We start from the raw sequence: 13,438 nt of genomic DNA on the forward strand, positions 1-13,438 counted from the left end.
GCTGGTCGGCTTACTGCGCCGAAACGCCGGCCGCGGCGATCACTTCAGCCCACAGGCCGATCTGGCCTTCAAGCTTCTGTGCCAGCGCGGCGGGAGTGGCTTCGCTTGCCTGCACCGGATAGGTGCCAAGCTCGGCAAAGCTGGTGCCGACCGTTTCGCTGGTCAGGGCCTTCTGCAGCGAGGCGGCCAGGCGATCGATAATGGCCTGGTCCGTGCCGGCGGGCGCATAGAGCCCGTGCCAGATGCCCAGCTCGAAATTCTCCACCCCGCCTTCGGCCATGGTCGGCACGTCCGGCAGCACGGCGATGCGCGAAGACGTCGTCACCGCATAGGCCTTGATCTCGCCGGCCAGGATCTGGCTGGTCGTGTTCGTGGTCTGGTCGCACATCATGTCGATCTGGCCACCCAGCAGGTCGGTCATGGCCGGGCCGGTGCCCTGGTAGGGCACTTCGGTCATCTTGGTGTCGAGCGCATCCATGAACAGCAGGCCGCAGAGCTGGCTTGCCGCGCCGATGCCGGCATTGGCATAGGTGATGTCTTCGCCGTTTTCCTTGACATGGGCGATGAGGTCTTCGAGCGTCGCCGGCTCGAAATCCTTGCGCGCCACGATGGTCATCGGCACTTCGGTGACCAGCCCGATCGGGGCAAAATCGGTCATCGGGTCATAGGGCAGGCTGGCATAGAGCGCCGGGGCGGTCGACATGCCGATATGGTGCAGCAGCAGCGTATAGCCGTCATTGGCGGCAGCAGCCACCTGGCCGGCACCCAGCGTACCGCCGGCGCCGCCGACATTCTGCACCACAACCTGCTGGCCAAGGTCTTCGCTCATGGCCGCGGCAACCAGGCGCGTCACCGTGTCGGTGGGGCCGCCGGCCGCGAAGGGCACGACGATGGTCACGGGCTGGTTCGGATAGTCCTGTGCCATGACGGTGACGGCGCTGAGCGCCGAGCCGGCCACAAGGCCCGCGGCCAGAATCTTGACGATGGTCTTCATAGAGTTGTCCTCCCATTGGTTTTGATCCCGGCGTTTCCCCGGGGGTCGCCTTCAGCAATGCAAGCCGCGTGCCACGCGCCAAACGCAATGCTGATATGCTTTTTCTCTTGAACGCAACGACCAAACCGGCAAGAACTTGCTCAGGTTCGGCCAAGTTATCGGCAACTTCTTGCCGATTGGCCGAGCGGAAACATGCCCGTGGCCCTTCGATCCACATTGCGGAACTGGTTTGGTCGCCGCCACTTGGTGTTCGGCACCCTCGGCCTGCTGGCTGTCACGCTGATCGCCTGGTTCGCCTTCGAGACCACCCTCAACGCCCGGATCCACGATTCCCGCGAACAGGCCCAGCGCCGCCTCGCGCTGTTCGAGCGCACGCTGGAGGCCATCATCGAGCGCTTCCATTACCTGCCCGTGGCCATCTCCCAGGCGCGCGAAACCCGCGCGGCACTGGCCAATCCCGATGATGCTGCCGCCGTCGAGGCAGCCAACGGCTTTCTCTCCAAGCTCAACGAGACGGCCGGCGCCGGCGAGATCTTCCTCATGGAGAACAATGGCGCCGTGGTCGCCGCCAGCAATTGGTGGACCCTCACCAGCCTCGTCGGCACCAATTATTCCTTCCGCCCCTATTTCGCCGAGGCCCTGCGGTTGGGCCGTGCCGAATATTATGCCTTCGGCATTTCCACCAATGTGCCGGGCTATTTCCTCTCCCAGCGCGTCGATGGACCCGATGGTCCGCTGGGCGTCGCCGTCACCAAGATCAATCTGGGCGAGATCGAAGCCGCCTGGTGGCGCTCGGGCGAGCTGATCGGCATTGTCGACGTCAATGACGTGGTGATCCTCTCCACCCGCCCCGACTGGCGCTATCGCCCACTCCAGTCCATTTCCCGCGCCCGGATCGAGAGTATTTCGAGTCAGCAGCGCTATGGAGAATACGGCGTCGACAATACCGGCATCATCACCGACCGCTGGTTTTCGCGTGGGGCGGAATTCGCCCTGCTGGCCGGCAACGATCCGGAAACCTCGGGCTACTTCATCCTTCAGGAACTCCGCCTGCCCAAGCATGGCTGGCAGCTGATCGCCTTCACGCCGCTTGCCCCGCTCTATGGCGGCGCCTGGACCGCCGCCGCTGCTGCCGGCCTTGGTGCCGCCGCGCTGTTGCTGATCGTCGTGCTGCTGGTCCAGCGCCGCCGCATCATCGCCCAGCGCCTGGCCGATCACGAGCGGCTGGAACAGCGCGTCGCCGAGCGCACCGAGGACCTGCACATCGCCAATGCCGCCCTGCGCGAGGAAATCGCCGATCGCATTCGCGCCGAAAATGCCCAGCGCGAGGCCCAGGCCGGGCTGGTCCAGGCCGCCAAGATGGCCAGTCTCGGCCAGGCCCTGGCCGGCGTCGCCCATGAGGTAAGCCAGCCTGTCGCCGCCCTAACCACCCACATTGCCAGCGCCCGCCTCGTCGCCGCCCAGAAGCAGGATGCCGATATCGGCTCGATCCTCTCCACCATGGACCGGGTGGTCGATCGCCTCGCCGCCCTCACCGGCCACCTCAAGACCTTTGCCCGCAAGGAAACCCGCATCGAGATGCAGGCCGACCTGGGCGCGGTCCTTGCCAATGCCCTGGACCTGGTCGATCACAAGCTGCGCGCCTTCGGCATCGACGTCGAATACACCCGCCACCGCGGCCAGCTTGTGGTCACCGGCAATCCGATCCACCTCGAACAGGTCTTCATCAACCTCATCGCCAATGCCGCCGACGCCATGGAGCACACCGCCATCCGCGTCCTGTCCATCGGCATCCGCGCCAAGGGCCGCAATGTCGAGGTCGCCGTCTCCGATACCGGCTCGGGCATTCCCGAGGGGGAACTGGCCAACCTCTTCGACCCCTTCTATTCCACCAAGGAGGCCGGGCGCGGCCTGGGCCTGGGCCTCTCCATCTCCTACGGGCTGGTGCGCGATATCGGCGGCGCCATCACCGTCGCCAGCGTTCCCGGCAAGGGTAGCACCTTCACCGTGCGCCTCCCGCTCACCCAGACAGCAAGAACCGAAGGGCAACAGGCTTGACCAACCCCGCCGTACTCATCGTCGACGACGAAGAAATGGTGCGCACCGCGCTTGAACAGTGGCTGCGCCTCTCCGGTTTCGACACCCATGTCGCCAGCAGCGCCACCGATGCCCTGCGCATGCTCGACGACATTCACCCGTCCGTCATCCTCACCGATGTGCGCATGCCGGGCCTGTCCGGCCTCGACCTGCTGCGCACGGTGCGCGAACGCGCTCTGGCCGCCGAAGTCATCCTGATCACCGGCCATGGCGACGTGCCCATGGCCGTCGAAGCCATGCGCGCCGGCGCCTTCGATTTTCTGCAAAAGCCCTATGTCCCCGACCAGCTGGTCAAGACCCTGCGCCGCGCCGCCGAACAGACCGGCCTCAAGCGCGAGGTCGCCGAACTGCGCCGCAGGCTCGATGGCGGCGAGACCGAGCTCGCCACCAGGCTGATCGGCTCGTCCCGGGTCATGGAAGACGTGCGCCACGCCATCCGCGAACTGGCCTCCATCCCCACCGATGTCATCATCCTGGGCGAGACCGGCACCGGCAAGGAGGTCGTCGCCCGCTGCCTGCATGATTTCTCTGCCCGCGCCGCCGGCCCCTTCGTTGCGGTCAACTGCGCGGCCATTCCGGCCGAGCTGATCGAATCCGAGCTCTTCGGCCATGAGGCCGGCGCCTTCACCAGCGCCCGCGACAAGCGCATCGGCAAGTTCGAATTCGCCAATGGCGGCACGCTGCTGCTCGACGAGATCGAATCCATGCCGCTCCTGGCGCAGGCCAAGGTGCTCCGTGTCATCCAGGAGCGCATGGTCGAGCGCGTCGGCTCCAACCGCCAGATCCCGCTCGACGTGCGCATCGTCGCCGCCTCCAAGGTCAATCTGGCTGCCGAAAGCGAGGCCGGGCGCTTCCGTGCCGATCTCTACTATCGCCTCAACATGGCGACCATTCAGCTCGCCCCCCTGCGCGATCGCGGCGAAGACAGCGTGCTGCTCTTCCACCATTTCCTAGGCCTTGCCGCCCAACGCTTCAACAAGCCCGCCCCGCAACTGCACCCGGCCGACGTCAATGCCCTGCTGGTCCACACCTGGCCCGGCAATGTCCGCGAACTCAAGGCCGCCGCCGACCGCTTCGCCCTCGGCCTCGACGCCACCGGCCGCTCCCTCGACACCATCCTCGGCCCCAGATCGAAACCCGTCAGCTCCTCCGCCAGCCTCGCCGACCGCGTCGCCGCCTACGAACGCCACGTCATCGAAGCCGAGCTCGCAAGGCACGGCGATTCCATCGCCGCCGTGGTGGATGCGCTGCAGGTGCCAAGGCGAACGCTGAGCGAGAAAATGGCGAGGTTGGGGGTGCGGCGCTGAAAGTGTAGTCGACACCCTCCCCCCTTGCGGGGAGGGATCAAGGGAGGGGGGTGTCTGGCCCAGATATCCGGGCCAACCGCCACCCCCTCCCACCCTCCTCCAGTGGATTGAACTCGATCGTGCCCCCAGAGTGGAGGGAAACCTCCCCCTTGATGGGGGAGGTAGGAGGGGGAGGAGCCACGCTCGCCGAGCGCTGAGGGGCCCCGACCTACTCCACCAGTTCCACCCTGAACCCATATCGCCCGGTCGCCCCCGGCCCCAGCACATCGCCATAGGGCCGCTCCGCCAGGTCATCGCCGCCACCCACCTCCGCCGCTGTCCCATGCCAGGGCTCGAGGCACACAAAGGGTGCCCCCGGCTTGGACCACAGCGCAAAGTTCGGCAGATTCTCCCACGTAAACCGGATCGCCTTGCTCCCCGCCCCATAGCGCAGCCCTGCCCCGGCACCCTCGGGAAACAGCATGGCATCGCTGGCAAAGAGGTCATGCTCCAGCACCAGTTCGCCCGCCTCGAACGGCGATGGCAGCCGCTCCGGCTTCACCAGCCCGCCCGACAGTCGCACCAGCGGCGGCTCTCCGCCATTCTCCAGCACCACACGGTGCCCCAGCCCCTCGCAGCCCGGCAGCGGCCACACAAAGGCCGGGTGAAAACCGATCCCGAACGGCATCGGCCGGTGATCGAGATTGCTCACTTCGGCCGTGACACTCACCGCCCGGCCCACTACCCGATGCTCCAGCGCCAGCCGGAAGGCGAAGGGATAGATCGACTGACTCGCCTGGCTCGAACGCAGCTCGAACCGGCAGTAATCCGCCCCGCTCTCCACGAGGTCGAATTCGCTGCGCCGCGCAAAGCCGTGCTGCCCCATCGGATAGCGCTGTCCGTCTATGCTGACATGATCATTGGGCGCCCTTCCCACCATCGGAAACAGCACGGGCGAGCGTCCATTCCAGAAGGCCGCATCGCCATCCCACAGCCAGCTCTGCCCGTCGCTGGTCACGATCGACTGCATCTCCGATCCCAGCGGGGAGACTTCTACGGTGACGTGCTCATTGCCGATCCGGGTCAGTTGCATGCGCGAGGGTCTCCGAAGCTGACGAAACTATTGCCCTACCCTCGCCGATCCGCCATGAACCGGCAATGCCCGCATCCCTGCCGCCCCTCCCGATCGACGATGCCCTGCCCGCGCTGCACGCCGCGCTCGCCGATGGCCCATACGCCGTCCTCGTCGCCCCGCCCGGCGCCGGCAAGACCACGCGCGTCCCGCTCGCTTTGCTCAACGCCCCCTGGCGCGCGGATCACCGTATCATCGTGCTCGAACCGCGCCGCCTCGCCGCCCGGGCCGCCGCCGCCCAGATGGCGCGCCTGCTCGGCGAAGAGGTCGGCCAGACCGTGGGCTATCGCGTCCGCATGGACAGCCGGGTCACCGGCAAAACCCGTATCGAGATCGTTACCGAAGGCGTCTTCACCCGCATGCTGCTGGACGATCCCGAACTCACCGGCATTGCCGCCGTGCTGTTCGACGAGTTCCACGAACGCAGCCTCGACGGCGATCTGGGCCTTGCCCTCACCCTCGATGCCGCCGCACTGCGCCCCGACCTGCGCGTCCTCGTCATGTCGGCCACCATCGACGGTGCCCGCGTCGCCCGGCTGCTGCATGATGCGCCTGTCATCGAGAGCCTCGGCCGCGCCTTCCCGGTCGAAACCATCCACCGCGAGCCCGACCCGCTGCAGCGCCTCGAGGACCAGGTCACCAATGCCGTCCTCGCTGCCCTGCGGGAACATGAAGGCTCCGCCCTCGTCTTCCTGCCCGGCCAGGGCGAGATCACCCGCGTGGCCGAACGCCTCGCCACCCGCGTGCCCGCCAATACCGATATCGCCCCGCTCTATGGCCAGCTCACCGCCGCCGAGCAGGATCGCGCCATCCGCCCGGCCGAGCCCGGCCGCCGCAAGGTCGTGCTCGCCACCTCCATCGCCGAAACCTCCCTCACCATTGATGGCGTCCGCATCGTCATCGACAGCGGCTTCCGCCGCGTCCCGGTCTATGAGCCGGGCACGGGCCTCACCACGCTCGCCACCACCCGCGTCTCCCGCTCCGGCGCCGACCAGCGCCGCGGCCGCGCCGGCCGCACCAGCCCCGGCGTCGCCATCCGCCTGTGGAACCAGGGCCAGACCGCCGCGCTCGAGCCCTTCGACACGCCGGAAATTCTCGCTGCCGACCTCGCGGGCTTCGCCCTCGACCTGGCCGCCTGGGGTGTTTCCGACCCAGCCGCCCTGCTCTTTCTCGATCCCCCGCCCGCCCCCGCTTGGTCCGAGGCCGTGTCCCTGCTCAAGTCGCTCGACGCGCTCGACGCCACCGGCCGCCTCACTGCCGACGGCAAGGCCCTCGCCCGCCTGCCGCTGCATCCGCGCCTGGCGCATATGGTTGTCGCCGCTGCCGCGGAAGGTGATGCCCTCACCGCCGCCGAACTGGCCGTCCTCATCGGCGAACGCGGCCTGGGCGGCGACAGTATCGACCTCGCCCATCGCCTCGACCGCTTCCGCACCGATCGCTCGAAACGCGCCGACGATGCCCGTGCCCTGGCGCGTCGCTGGGCCGCGCAAGCAAACGGCAAGCATGCTGCCAGCAATCTGCCGGCAGGCTGGCACCTTGCCCGCGCCTTTCCCGACCGCGTCGCCCAGGCCACCGGTCGCGGCAAGTTCCGTCTCGCCAATGGCCGCCAGGCCAGCCTCGAGCTGACCGAAGCCCTTGCCGCATCACCCTTTCTCGTTGTCACCGACATAACCGGTGCCGCCGCCACCGCCCGCATCCGAGGCGCCGCTGCGCTCGACCGAGCCGATCTCGAAAATCTCTTTGCCGCCCATATTGTTAGCGAGACTGTCCTCACCTTCGACGAGCCGTCGGCCAGCGTCCGCGCCCGCCGCATCCGGCGCCTGGGCGCCCTCCGCCTCGCCGATGAACCCGTCGCTGTCGAAGACCCGGAAGCCGCGGCTCTTCTCCTGGCCGAAGCTGCCGCCCGCCGCGGCCTTGACGCCCTGCCCTGGAGCCGCGAGCAGAAAGCCTGGCGCGCCCGCGCCAATTTCCTGCGCGGCACGCTGGGCGACGACTGGCCCGACCTCAGCGCCGAAACCCTGGCCCCCGGCGTCGCCGAATGGCTGGCGCCGGCCCTGTTCGGCTTGACCAAACTCTCTGAGATCACCGGCGAACACCTGCGCACCGCGCTCGACCTGCTGCTGCCCTATGCCCGCCGCCAGGAGATCGAGGCCCTGCTTCCCAGTCACTTCACCGCCCCGACCGGTAATGCCGTGCCGATCGATTATTCCGCCGAAGGCGGCCCGGCGATCGAGATTCGCGTGCAGGAACTGTTCGGGCTGACCCGCCATCCCACCATCGCCCAGGGCCGCATCCGCCTGCTGCTGGTACTGCTCTCCCCGGCCCACCGCCCGATCCAGACCACCCGCGACCTGCCCGGCTTCTGGAGCGGCTCCTGGGCCGACGTCGCCAAGGACCTCAAGGGCCGCTACCCCCGCCACCCCTGGCCGGACGATCCCGCAAGGGCCGCGCCCACGGCACGAGCGAAGCCGCGGGGGACGTGAGCTGGAGGGGTACGCCGACCTCTACCACATAAAAAAAGCCCCGGATCACTCCGGGGCCTCTTCTTACGCAGCAGGACTAAAGTTCAGCGCCACGCCATTGATGCAATAGCGCAATCCGGTCGGCGGCGGACCGTCGGGGAACACATGGCCCAGATGGCTGCCGCAGGTGGCGCAATGCACCTCGGTGCGCACCATGCCGAAGCTCTTGTCGGTCGTCGTCTCCACCGAGCCCGGCAATGGATCATTGAAGCTGGGCCAGCCGGTGCCGCTCTCGAATTTCAGCGTCGAGGCAAACAGCGGCGTATCGCAGCCCGCACAGGCAAAGGTGCCCTGCCGCTCTTCATGCAGCAGCGCACAGCTGCCCGGGCGCTCCGTGCCATGGTTGCGCATCACCTGATACTGTTCCGGCGTCAGCTTCGCGCGCCACTCCGCATCGGTGCGGGTCACCTTGAAGGCGTGGGTGTCCATCATTTGCTCCTTCCGGGCGCCTCCGAACAGGAAGCGCCACAAACTAAAGTCTCGTCGCACTGTCATTCGGCCAACATATAGGATGAGTTACACCCCGCCCATAGACCCCTTGCATCACATCGGCCTGAAGGGCCCGAAGGCGTTCCGATGACCATCGTTACCTCTCTTGAGCAGCTCGAAGCGCTCTATGCGCCCGCTCCCGCCGCCGCCTCCACCGTCAAGGTAGCCCGCCGCATGACGCCGGAATATCGACGCCTCGTGGAAGCCAGCCCCTTTGCCGCGCTCGCCACCGTCGGCCCCGAGGGTATCGACTGCTCTCCGCGCGGCGACCAGCCCGGCTTTGTCCGCATCCATGATGACGAGACGCTGATGATGCCCGACCGGCGCGGCAACAACCGCATCGATTCGCTGCGCAACATCGTGCGCGATCCGCGCTGTGCCTTCCTCTTCCTCCTGCCCGGTAGCGGCACCACCTTCCGCGCCAATGGCCGCGCACATCTCAGCATCGACCCCGCCCTGCTGGCGAGTTTCGAGGTCGAGGGCAAGGCGCCGCGCTCGGTCATCGTCATGCAGATCGACGAACTCTATTTCCAGTGCGCCCGGGCCATCGTGCGCTCCGACCTGTGGAACCCGGCCCGCCACCTCGACCCGAAAACCCTGCCGACACCGGGCGAAATCCTCGCCCGCATGACCGACAACCAGGTCGGCGGAACGGCCTATGACCAGGCCTGGCCGGAGCGCGCCAAGCAGACGATGTGGTGAAGGCGGCTCAGGCCGCCTTCAGCTCCGCCGCATCCCGGCCGGCCTTCAGCGTTTCGGCATACCAGGCCAGTTCCTCCAGCATCGTCTCGACCGTCGGCGCCAGATACGGATAGTCGGCGAAGTCCTTGCCATCGCGGATCAAGCCGAGGAAGGGCTCCATGTTGACATGGACCGCCCGGTTGAGCGGCACCATGCTGAGCTCCACCACGATATTGCGCAGGTGCTCGACCGCCCGCGCCCCACCCACGGCGCCATAAGCGACAAAGGCGGCCGGCTTGCGCGCCGGCTCGGCAAACACGAAATCCAGCGCATTCTTGAGCACGCCGGATATCGAGTGATTGTATTCCGCGGTGACGAACACATAGCCATCCAGTTCCGCCAGCTTGCTCGACCACTTCTTGGCCTCGGGCGTATCGATCGGCACGAAACGCGGCGAGGCGACCGATTCGAAGAAGGGCAGCGGATAATCGCGCAGGTCGACGATCTCGGTGGTGATGTCGGTCCGGCCGGCAGCCAGGTCAGTCACCCAGCGCGCCACCCGCTCGCCGAAGCGGCCTTCGCGGGTGGTGGAAATGACGATGCCGATGCGGGGCTTGCTCATGGATTTGGTCTCTTTTATTGACTGAGGAACGATTCGATATCTAGTCACTTAGCGTAACTCACTCTATGTTGGTGACTGTCCACAGACCGCGCAAGACGGCACTTTTTTCTCTCCGGAGGCACCCGATGGAAACCCCGATTACCCCGACGGAACCACCCCACACCTTCGCGGAATGCACCCGCGTCGCCGTCCCGATGATCCAGGTCCTCGGCCGTATCAGCGGTCGCTGGTCGCTCTACGTCATCATGGCCTTGATGCGTGGCCCGATGCGCTTTTCCGAGCTGCGCCGTCAGGTGCACGGCGTTTCCCAAAAGATGCTGACCCAGACCCTGCGGGAGCTGGAGGAAGATGGCATCGTGCATCGCACGGTCACACCGATCATTCCCCCGCGCGTCGATTACGAACTCACCGACATGGGTCGCGAACTCCAGGCGCCGCTGACTGCCATCAGCGAGTGGACCGAGCGCAATGGCGATCGGGTTGCTCGGGCCCGCGAACGCTATGCGGCGGCCAAGGGCATCTGAACCTGTTCTGTCACCCGCCAGTCATGCTCTACCGATAGGCAGGAGCATCGATCTTTCCAGAGGCGGGAAATGACCCTCAAATTCGTGGTGATGAGCGACCTGCATGTGATGCCGGAGGGCGAGTTGTCCATGACGCTCCATACCGGCGCCCGGCTGCAGCAAGCCGTCGATGCGGTGATTGCCCGCTATCATGATGCCGATTTCTGCGTGCTGGCCGGCGACCTGGCCGATCTGGGCCAGGCGGCGGCCTATGAGCACCTCAAGGCCATCATCGCCCACATCCCCATCCCGGTGCATATCACCCTGGGCAACCACGATGACCGCGCTACCTTTGTCTCCGTCTTCGGCAAGGGCCTGCTGGCCGAAACCGGCAAGGTCGACAAGATCATCGACGTCAAGGGCTACCGCATCATCCTGCTCGATTCGTCCGAACCGGGCCGCGTCGATGGCGTATTGGATGCCGGCCAGATCGCCTGGCTGCATGCCCGGCTGGCCGAAGCCATGGACCGTCCGGTGATCGTGATTCTCCACCACAATGCCAATGCCCTGCATATCGAGGCGGACAATATCCGCATGCTCGAGCCGGACGCCTTCATCGATGCGCTCAAGACCCATCCCGACATCCGCCAGGTCATCGCCGGCCATGTGCACCTGACCTCGACCGCGACCTGGCGCGGCCTGCCCTTCACCACGCTGGCAGGCGGGCACTATTCGGTCAGTGTCGACCAGCCGCACGTCCCGATGCGCTACCTCTCCGGCCCTGGCCAGATGGCCTTCGTCATCGGCACGCCCGATAGCACCACGGTGCTGTTCGACGACTTCATCGACGGCAATGCAGAGATTTTTGTCGGGGACGACTGATCCCCTGGGCTGCAAAGGTGCGCCGCAAATGAAGAGCCCTTGGGTCGAGCCCGAGGGTGACGATTTGTGGGGTGAAACGATCAGGCAAGCGCCCGGCTTCTCAGTCGGGTCTTTTCGTCAGGCCGAGTCGAAAACGGTGATCGGCGAGAGTGATGAGCTTTCTTGGAGAAGGTCCGGAGAGCTACGCTCGCAGGGCTATGAGCGCAGCGTACGCTTTGGTGCGTGAGCACCACAAGCGCAGCCGATTGCCATTTGCAGACCGGCGTCACGAAAAGGGGAATGGTGGGAGTAACAAGGATTGAACTTGTGACCCTTCGCGTGTGAAGCGAATGCTCTCCCGCTGAGCTATACTCCCATCGCCAAAGGCGAAAGTCTTAGAGAGATGGTGGGCGTAACAAGGATCGAACTTGTGACCCCCTCGATGTCAACGAGGTGCTCTCCCGCTGAGCTATACGCCCATCTCTCCGGGAAGGAAGAACCGCTAAGCCCTTCCAGTGGCGCGGATAGACCATAAAACCCGGTTTGGGGTCAAGTGGTCTATTTGGCCTTGTGGAAATTCCGTGATCAGGCGGCCAGCAGGCGCTCGACTTCGTTGACCAAATCCTTGAGGTGGAACGGCTTGGAGAGCACCGATGCATCCTTGGGCGCATCGCTGTCCGGGTTCAGCGCCACGGCGGCAAAGCCGGTGATGAACATCACCTTGAGATCGGGGTCGAGCTCGGTGGCGCGGCGGGCCAGCTCGATGCCGTCCATTTCCGGCATCACGATATCGCTGAGCAGCAGGGAAAAGGGCTCCTCGCGCAGCCGCTCATAGGCAGAGAGCCCGTTGTCGAACGAAACGACTTCATAGCCCGCGTTCTTGAGCGCACGCGTCAGGAAGGAACGCATGTCATTGTCGTCTTCTGCGAGCAGAATTCGCTTCATGGAAATCTCCGGCCGTTCGATTTGCGCCGCTGGATGGGTTTTATCCGGCCCGGCGCATCGCGAAACACACTGCACGCCAGTTTGGCATGATTGAGTCGCATTGTAGCCCGCGATGTTTAAGCGAAGTTTGCCGTTCTGCAACTCTTTGAGCCGTCCCGGAGGGTAAATCGCTCCTGTGGAGCGATTTAAGGCGAGAAGCCCATGAGGGCTATGCCCGAATGGCTAGAGCGATGCCGCACAACGAAGTCAGGGCGAGAAGGCCATGAGGCCTATGCCCGAACGACTGCAGGCTCAGTTCCCGATTTTGCGAGAATCTGGACAAATCGGGCGCAAACGGCCACACTCATTGGGTAAATCAGTGGGGCGCGGCAAACGGCGCCTGGGAGGCAGCGTGCGGTCCGACTATTGGGATCAGCCAGCATTTGAAACGATCCGGCCCCGCCGGCTGGTGGCGCCGCTGGTGTTCAACTCCGCCCATTCCGGCCGCGTCTATCCCGAGCGATTCATGGCCATGACCCGGCTGGATCACCTCTCCATCCGGCAATCGGAAGATGCATGGGTCGATGAACTCTTCGCCCGAGCCCCCCATCTGGGTGCGCCCCTGCTGCGCGCGCATTTCCCCCGGGCCTATCTCGACGTCAATCGCGAGCCCTGGGAACTCGATCCGACAATGTTCGTCGAACCCCTGTCGGACCGCTTCAACACCACCTCCCCGCGCGTCGCGGCGGGCCTGGGCACGCTGGCCCGCGTCGTCGCCGAGAACAAACCGATCTATCGGGACCGCCTGACGCTCGAGGATGCGCGCATGCGTATCGAGGGCATCTACCACCCCTATCACGCAGCCCTGCAGAAGCTGCTGAGCGAAGCCATCGGCGCCTTTGGCGTGGCCCTGCTGATCGATTGCCACTCCATGCCGCGCATCACCCGCACGAACGACAAGGCGGCGCCGGACATTGTGCTGGGCGACCGCTACGGCACCACCTGCGCGCCAATGCTGGTCGATCTGGTCGAGACCATCTTCACCAGCGCCGGCCTGCGCGTCGCCCGCAACCGGCCCTATGCCGGCGGCTTTGCCACCCGCACCTATGGCCGCCCGCAACACGGCGTGCATGCCCTGCAGATAGAGATCAGCCGGCACCTCTATATGAACGAGGTCACGCTGGCCAAGAATGAGGGCTTCGATCCCATCCGCGCCCTGCTCGACCGCCTGATCTTCGCCCTGATCGGCCTCGATCTCGTCGCCCTGGCCGGCAGCCAGCCCGTGGCGGAAAAAGCCGCAGCGGAATAGCCCCGCCTCTCTCGCCCA

At 65.7% G+C, this 13,438-nt stretch carries 12 protein-coding genes and 2 tRNA genes; 7 read left to right on the top strand and 7 right to left on the bottom strand.

Annotation, left to right across the window (positions count from 1 at the left end; all coding sequences use genetic code 11):
• Positions 1-10: 10 nt before the first annotated feature.
• Entirely contained in the window at positions 11-994 is a 984-nt protein-coding gene (locus tag ACLI1C_RS11145; protein ID WP_411396923.1) for a tripartite tricarboxylate transporter substrate-binding protein, read from the bottom strand.
• Between the two features lie 198 nt (positions 995-1,192).
• Between ACLI1C_RS11145 and ACLI1C_RS11150 the strand changes: the two genes are divergently transcribed.
• Together ACLI1C_RS11150 and ACLI1C_RS11155 are read left to right on the top strand one after the other, a co-directional pair.
• Entirely contained in the window at positions 1,193-3,052 is a 1,860-nt protein-coding gene (locus ACLI1C_RS11150; RefSeq protein ID WP_411396924.1) for an ATP-binding protein, read from the top strand.
• Positions 3,049-4,398, top strand: coding sequence for a sigma-54-dependent transcriptional regulator (locus tag ACLI1C_RS11155; RefSeq protein WP_411396925.1), 1,350 nt, complete (start codon positions 3,049-3,051; stop codon positions 4,396-4,398). The genes ACLI1C_RS11150 and ACLI1C_RS11155 overlap by 4 nt, the downstream gene beginning before the upstream one ends.
• 208 nt (positions 4,399-4,606) lie before the next feature.
• Here the strand turns inward: ACLI1C_RS11155 and ACLI1C_RS11160 are convergent, their stop codons facing one another.
• Positions 4,607-5,470, bottom strand: coding sequence for an aldose 1-epimerase family protein (locus ACLI1C_RS11160; RefSeq protein ID WP_411396926.1), 864 nt, complete (start codon positions 5,468-5,470; stop codon positions 4,607-4,609).
• Between the two features lie 65 nt (positions 5,471-5,535).
• On the opposite strand from ACLI1C_RS11160, the gene hrpB reads away from it, so the two are divergent.
• Positions 5,536-7,992: an ATP-dependent helicase HrpB gene (hrpB, locus tag ACLI1C_RS11165; protein ID WP_411396927.1), complete on the top strand. Its 2,457-nt coding sequence runs from the start codon at positions 5,536-5,538 to the stop codon at positions 7,990-7,992.
• A gap of 63 nt (positions 7,993-8,055) precedes the next feature.
• Here hrpB and msrB read toward each other — a convergent pair whose 3' ends face one another.
• A complete protein-coding gene (gene msrB, locus ACLI1C_RS11170; RefSeq protein ID WP_332700281.1) occupies positions 8,056-8,460 on the bottom strand; it encodes a peptide-methionine (R)-S-oxide reductase MsrB in 405 nt (134 codons plus the stop codon).
• Between the two features lie 147 nt (positions 8,461-8,607).
• On the opposite strand from msrB, the gene ACLI1C_RS11175 reads away from it, so the two are divergent.
• Entirely contained in the window at positions 8,608-9,222 is a 615-nt protein-coding gene (locus ACLI1C_RS11175) for a pyridoxamine 5'-phosphate oxidase family protein (RefSeq protein WP_411396928.1), read from the top strand.
• A gap of 7 nt (positions 9,223-9,229) precedes the next feature.
• Here the strand turns inward: ACLI1C_RS11175 and ACLI1C_RS11180 are convergent, their stop codons facing one another.
• A complete protein-coding gene (locus tag ACLI1C_RS11180) occupies positions 9,230-9,823 on the bottom strand; it encodes an NADPH-dependent FMN reductase (RefSeq protein WP_411396929.1) in 594 nt (197 codons plus the stop codon).
• A gap of 125 nt (positions 9,824-9,948) precedes the next feature.
• On the opposite strand from ACLI1C_RS11180, the gene ACLI1C_RS11185 reads away from it, so the two are divergent.
• Complete coding sequence (locus ACLI1C_RS11185) at positions 9,949-10,347, top strand: winged helix-turn-helix transcriptional regulator (RefSeq protein ID WP_411396930.1); 399 nt, start codon at positions 9,949-9,951, stop codon at positions 10,345-10,347.
• A gap of 69 nt (positions 10,348-10,416) precedes the next feature.
• Positions 10,417-11,208: a metallophosphoesterase gene (locus ACLI1C_RS11190; RefSeq protein WP_411396931.1), complete on the top strand. Its 792-nt coding sequence runs from the start codon at positions 10,417-10,419 to the stop codon at positions 11,206-11,208.
• A 280-nt stretch (positions 11,209-11,488) separates the two neighbouring features.
• Here the strand turns inward: ACLI1C_RS11190 and ACLI1C_RS11195 are convergent.
• From ACLI1C_RS11195 to cpdR, 3 genes are all read right to left on the bottom strand, one after another.
• Positions 11,489-11,563: transfer RNA gene (locus tag ACLI1C_RS11195), tRNA-Val, on the bottom strand.
• 28 nt (positions 11,564-11,591) lie between these two features.
• A tRNA-Val gene (locus tag ACLI1C_RS11200) sits at positions 11,592-11,666 on the bottom strand.
• A gap of 106 nt (positions 11,667-11,772) precedes the next feature.
• On the bottom strand, positions 11,773-12,132 hold the full coding sequence (gene cpdR / locus ACLI1C_RS11205) for a cell cycle two-component system response regulator CpdR (RefSeq protein ID WP_046139960.1): 360 nt from the start codon (positions 12,130-12,132) through the stop codon (positions 11,773-11,775).
• 391 nt (positions 12,133-12,523) lie between these two features.
• Between cpdR and ACLI1C_RS11210 the strand changes: the two genes are divergently transcribed.
• Positions 12,524-13,420 (top strand): N-formylglutamate amidohydrolase, encoded by an 897-nt coding sequence (locus ACLI1C_RS11210; RefSeq protein ID WP_411396932.1) that lies wholly within the window; start codon positions 12,524-12,526, stop codon positions 13,418-13,420.
• Positions 13,421-13,438: the final 18 nt, after the last annotated feature.

Source organism: Devosia sp. XGJD_8, from assembly GCF_046614475.1.
Classification (GTDB): Bacteria; Pseudomonadota; Alphaproteobacteria; order Rhizobiales; family Devosiaceae; genus Devosia.

What these genes read in the sequence shown, in the direction of transcription:
- ACLI1C_RS11145 (WP_411396923.1), bottom strand. Translation starts at nt 994, where the DNA reads ATGAAGACCATCGTCAAGATTCTGGCCGCGGGCCTTGTGGCCGGCTCG.
- ACLI1C_RS11160 (WP_411396926.1), bottom strand. Translation starts at nt 5,470, where the DNA reads ATGCAACTGACCCGGATCGGCAATGAGCACGTCACCGTAGAAGTCTCC.
- hrpB (WP_411396927.1), top strand. Translation starts at nt 5,536, where the DNA reads ATGCCCGCATCCCTGCCGCCCCTCCCGATCGACGATGCCCTGCCCGCG.
- msrB (WP_332700281.1), bottom strand. Translation starts at nt 8,460, where the DNA reads ATGGACACCCACGCCTTCAAGGTGACCCGCACCGATGCGGAGTGGCGC.
- ACLI1C_RS11175 (WP_411396928.1), top strand. Translation starts at nt 8,608, where the DNA reads ATGACCATCGTTACCTCTCTTGAGCAGCTCGAAGCGCTCTATGCGCCC.
- ACLI1C_RS11180 (WP_411396929.1), bottom strand. Translation starts at nt 9,823, where the DNA reads ATGAGCAAGCCCCGCATCGGCATCGTCATTTCCACCACCCGCGAAGGC.
- ACLI1C_RS11185 (WP_411396930.1), top strand. Translation starts at nt 9,949, where the DNA reads ATGGAAACCCCGATTACCCCGACGGAACCACCCCACACCTTCGCGGAA.
- ACLI1C_RS11190 (WP_411396931.1), top strand. Translation starts at nt 10,417, where the DNA reads ATGACCCTCAAATTCGTGGTGATGAGCGACCTGCATGTGATGCCGGAG.
- cpdR (WP_046139960.1), bottom strand. Translation starts at nt 12,132, where the DNA reads ATGAAGCGAATTCTGCTCGCAGAAGACGACAATGACATGCGTTCCTTC.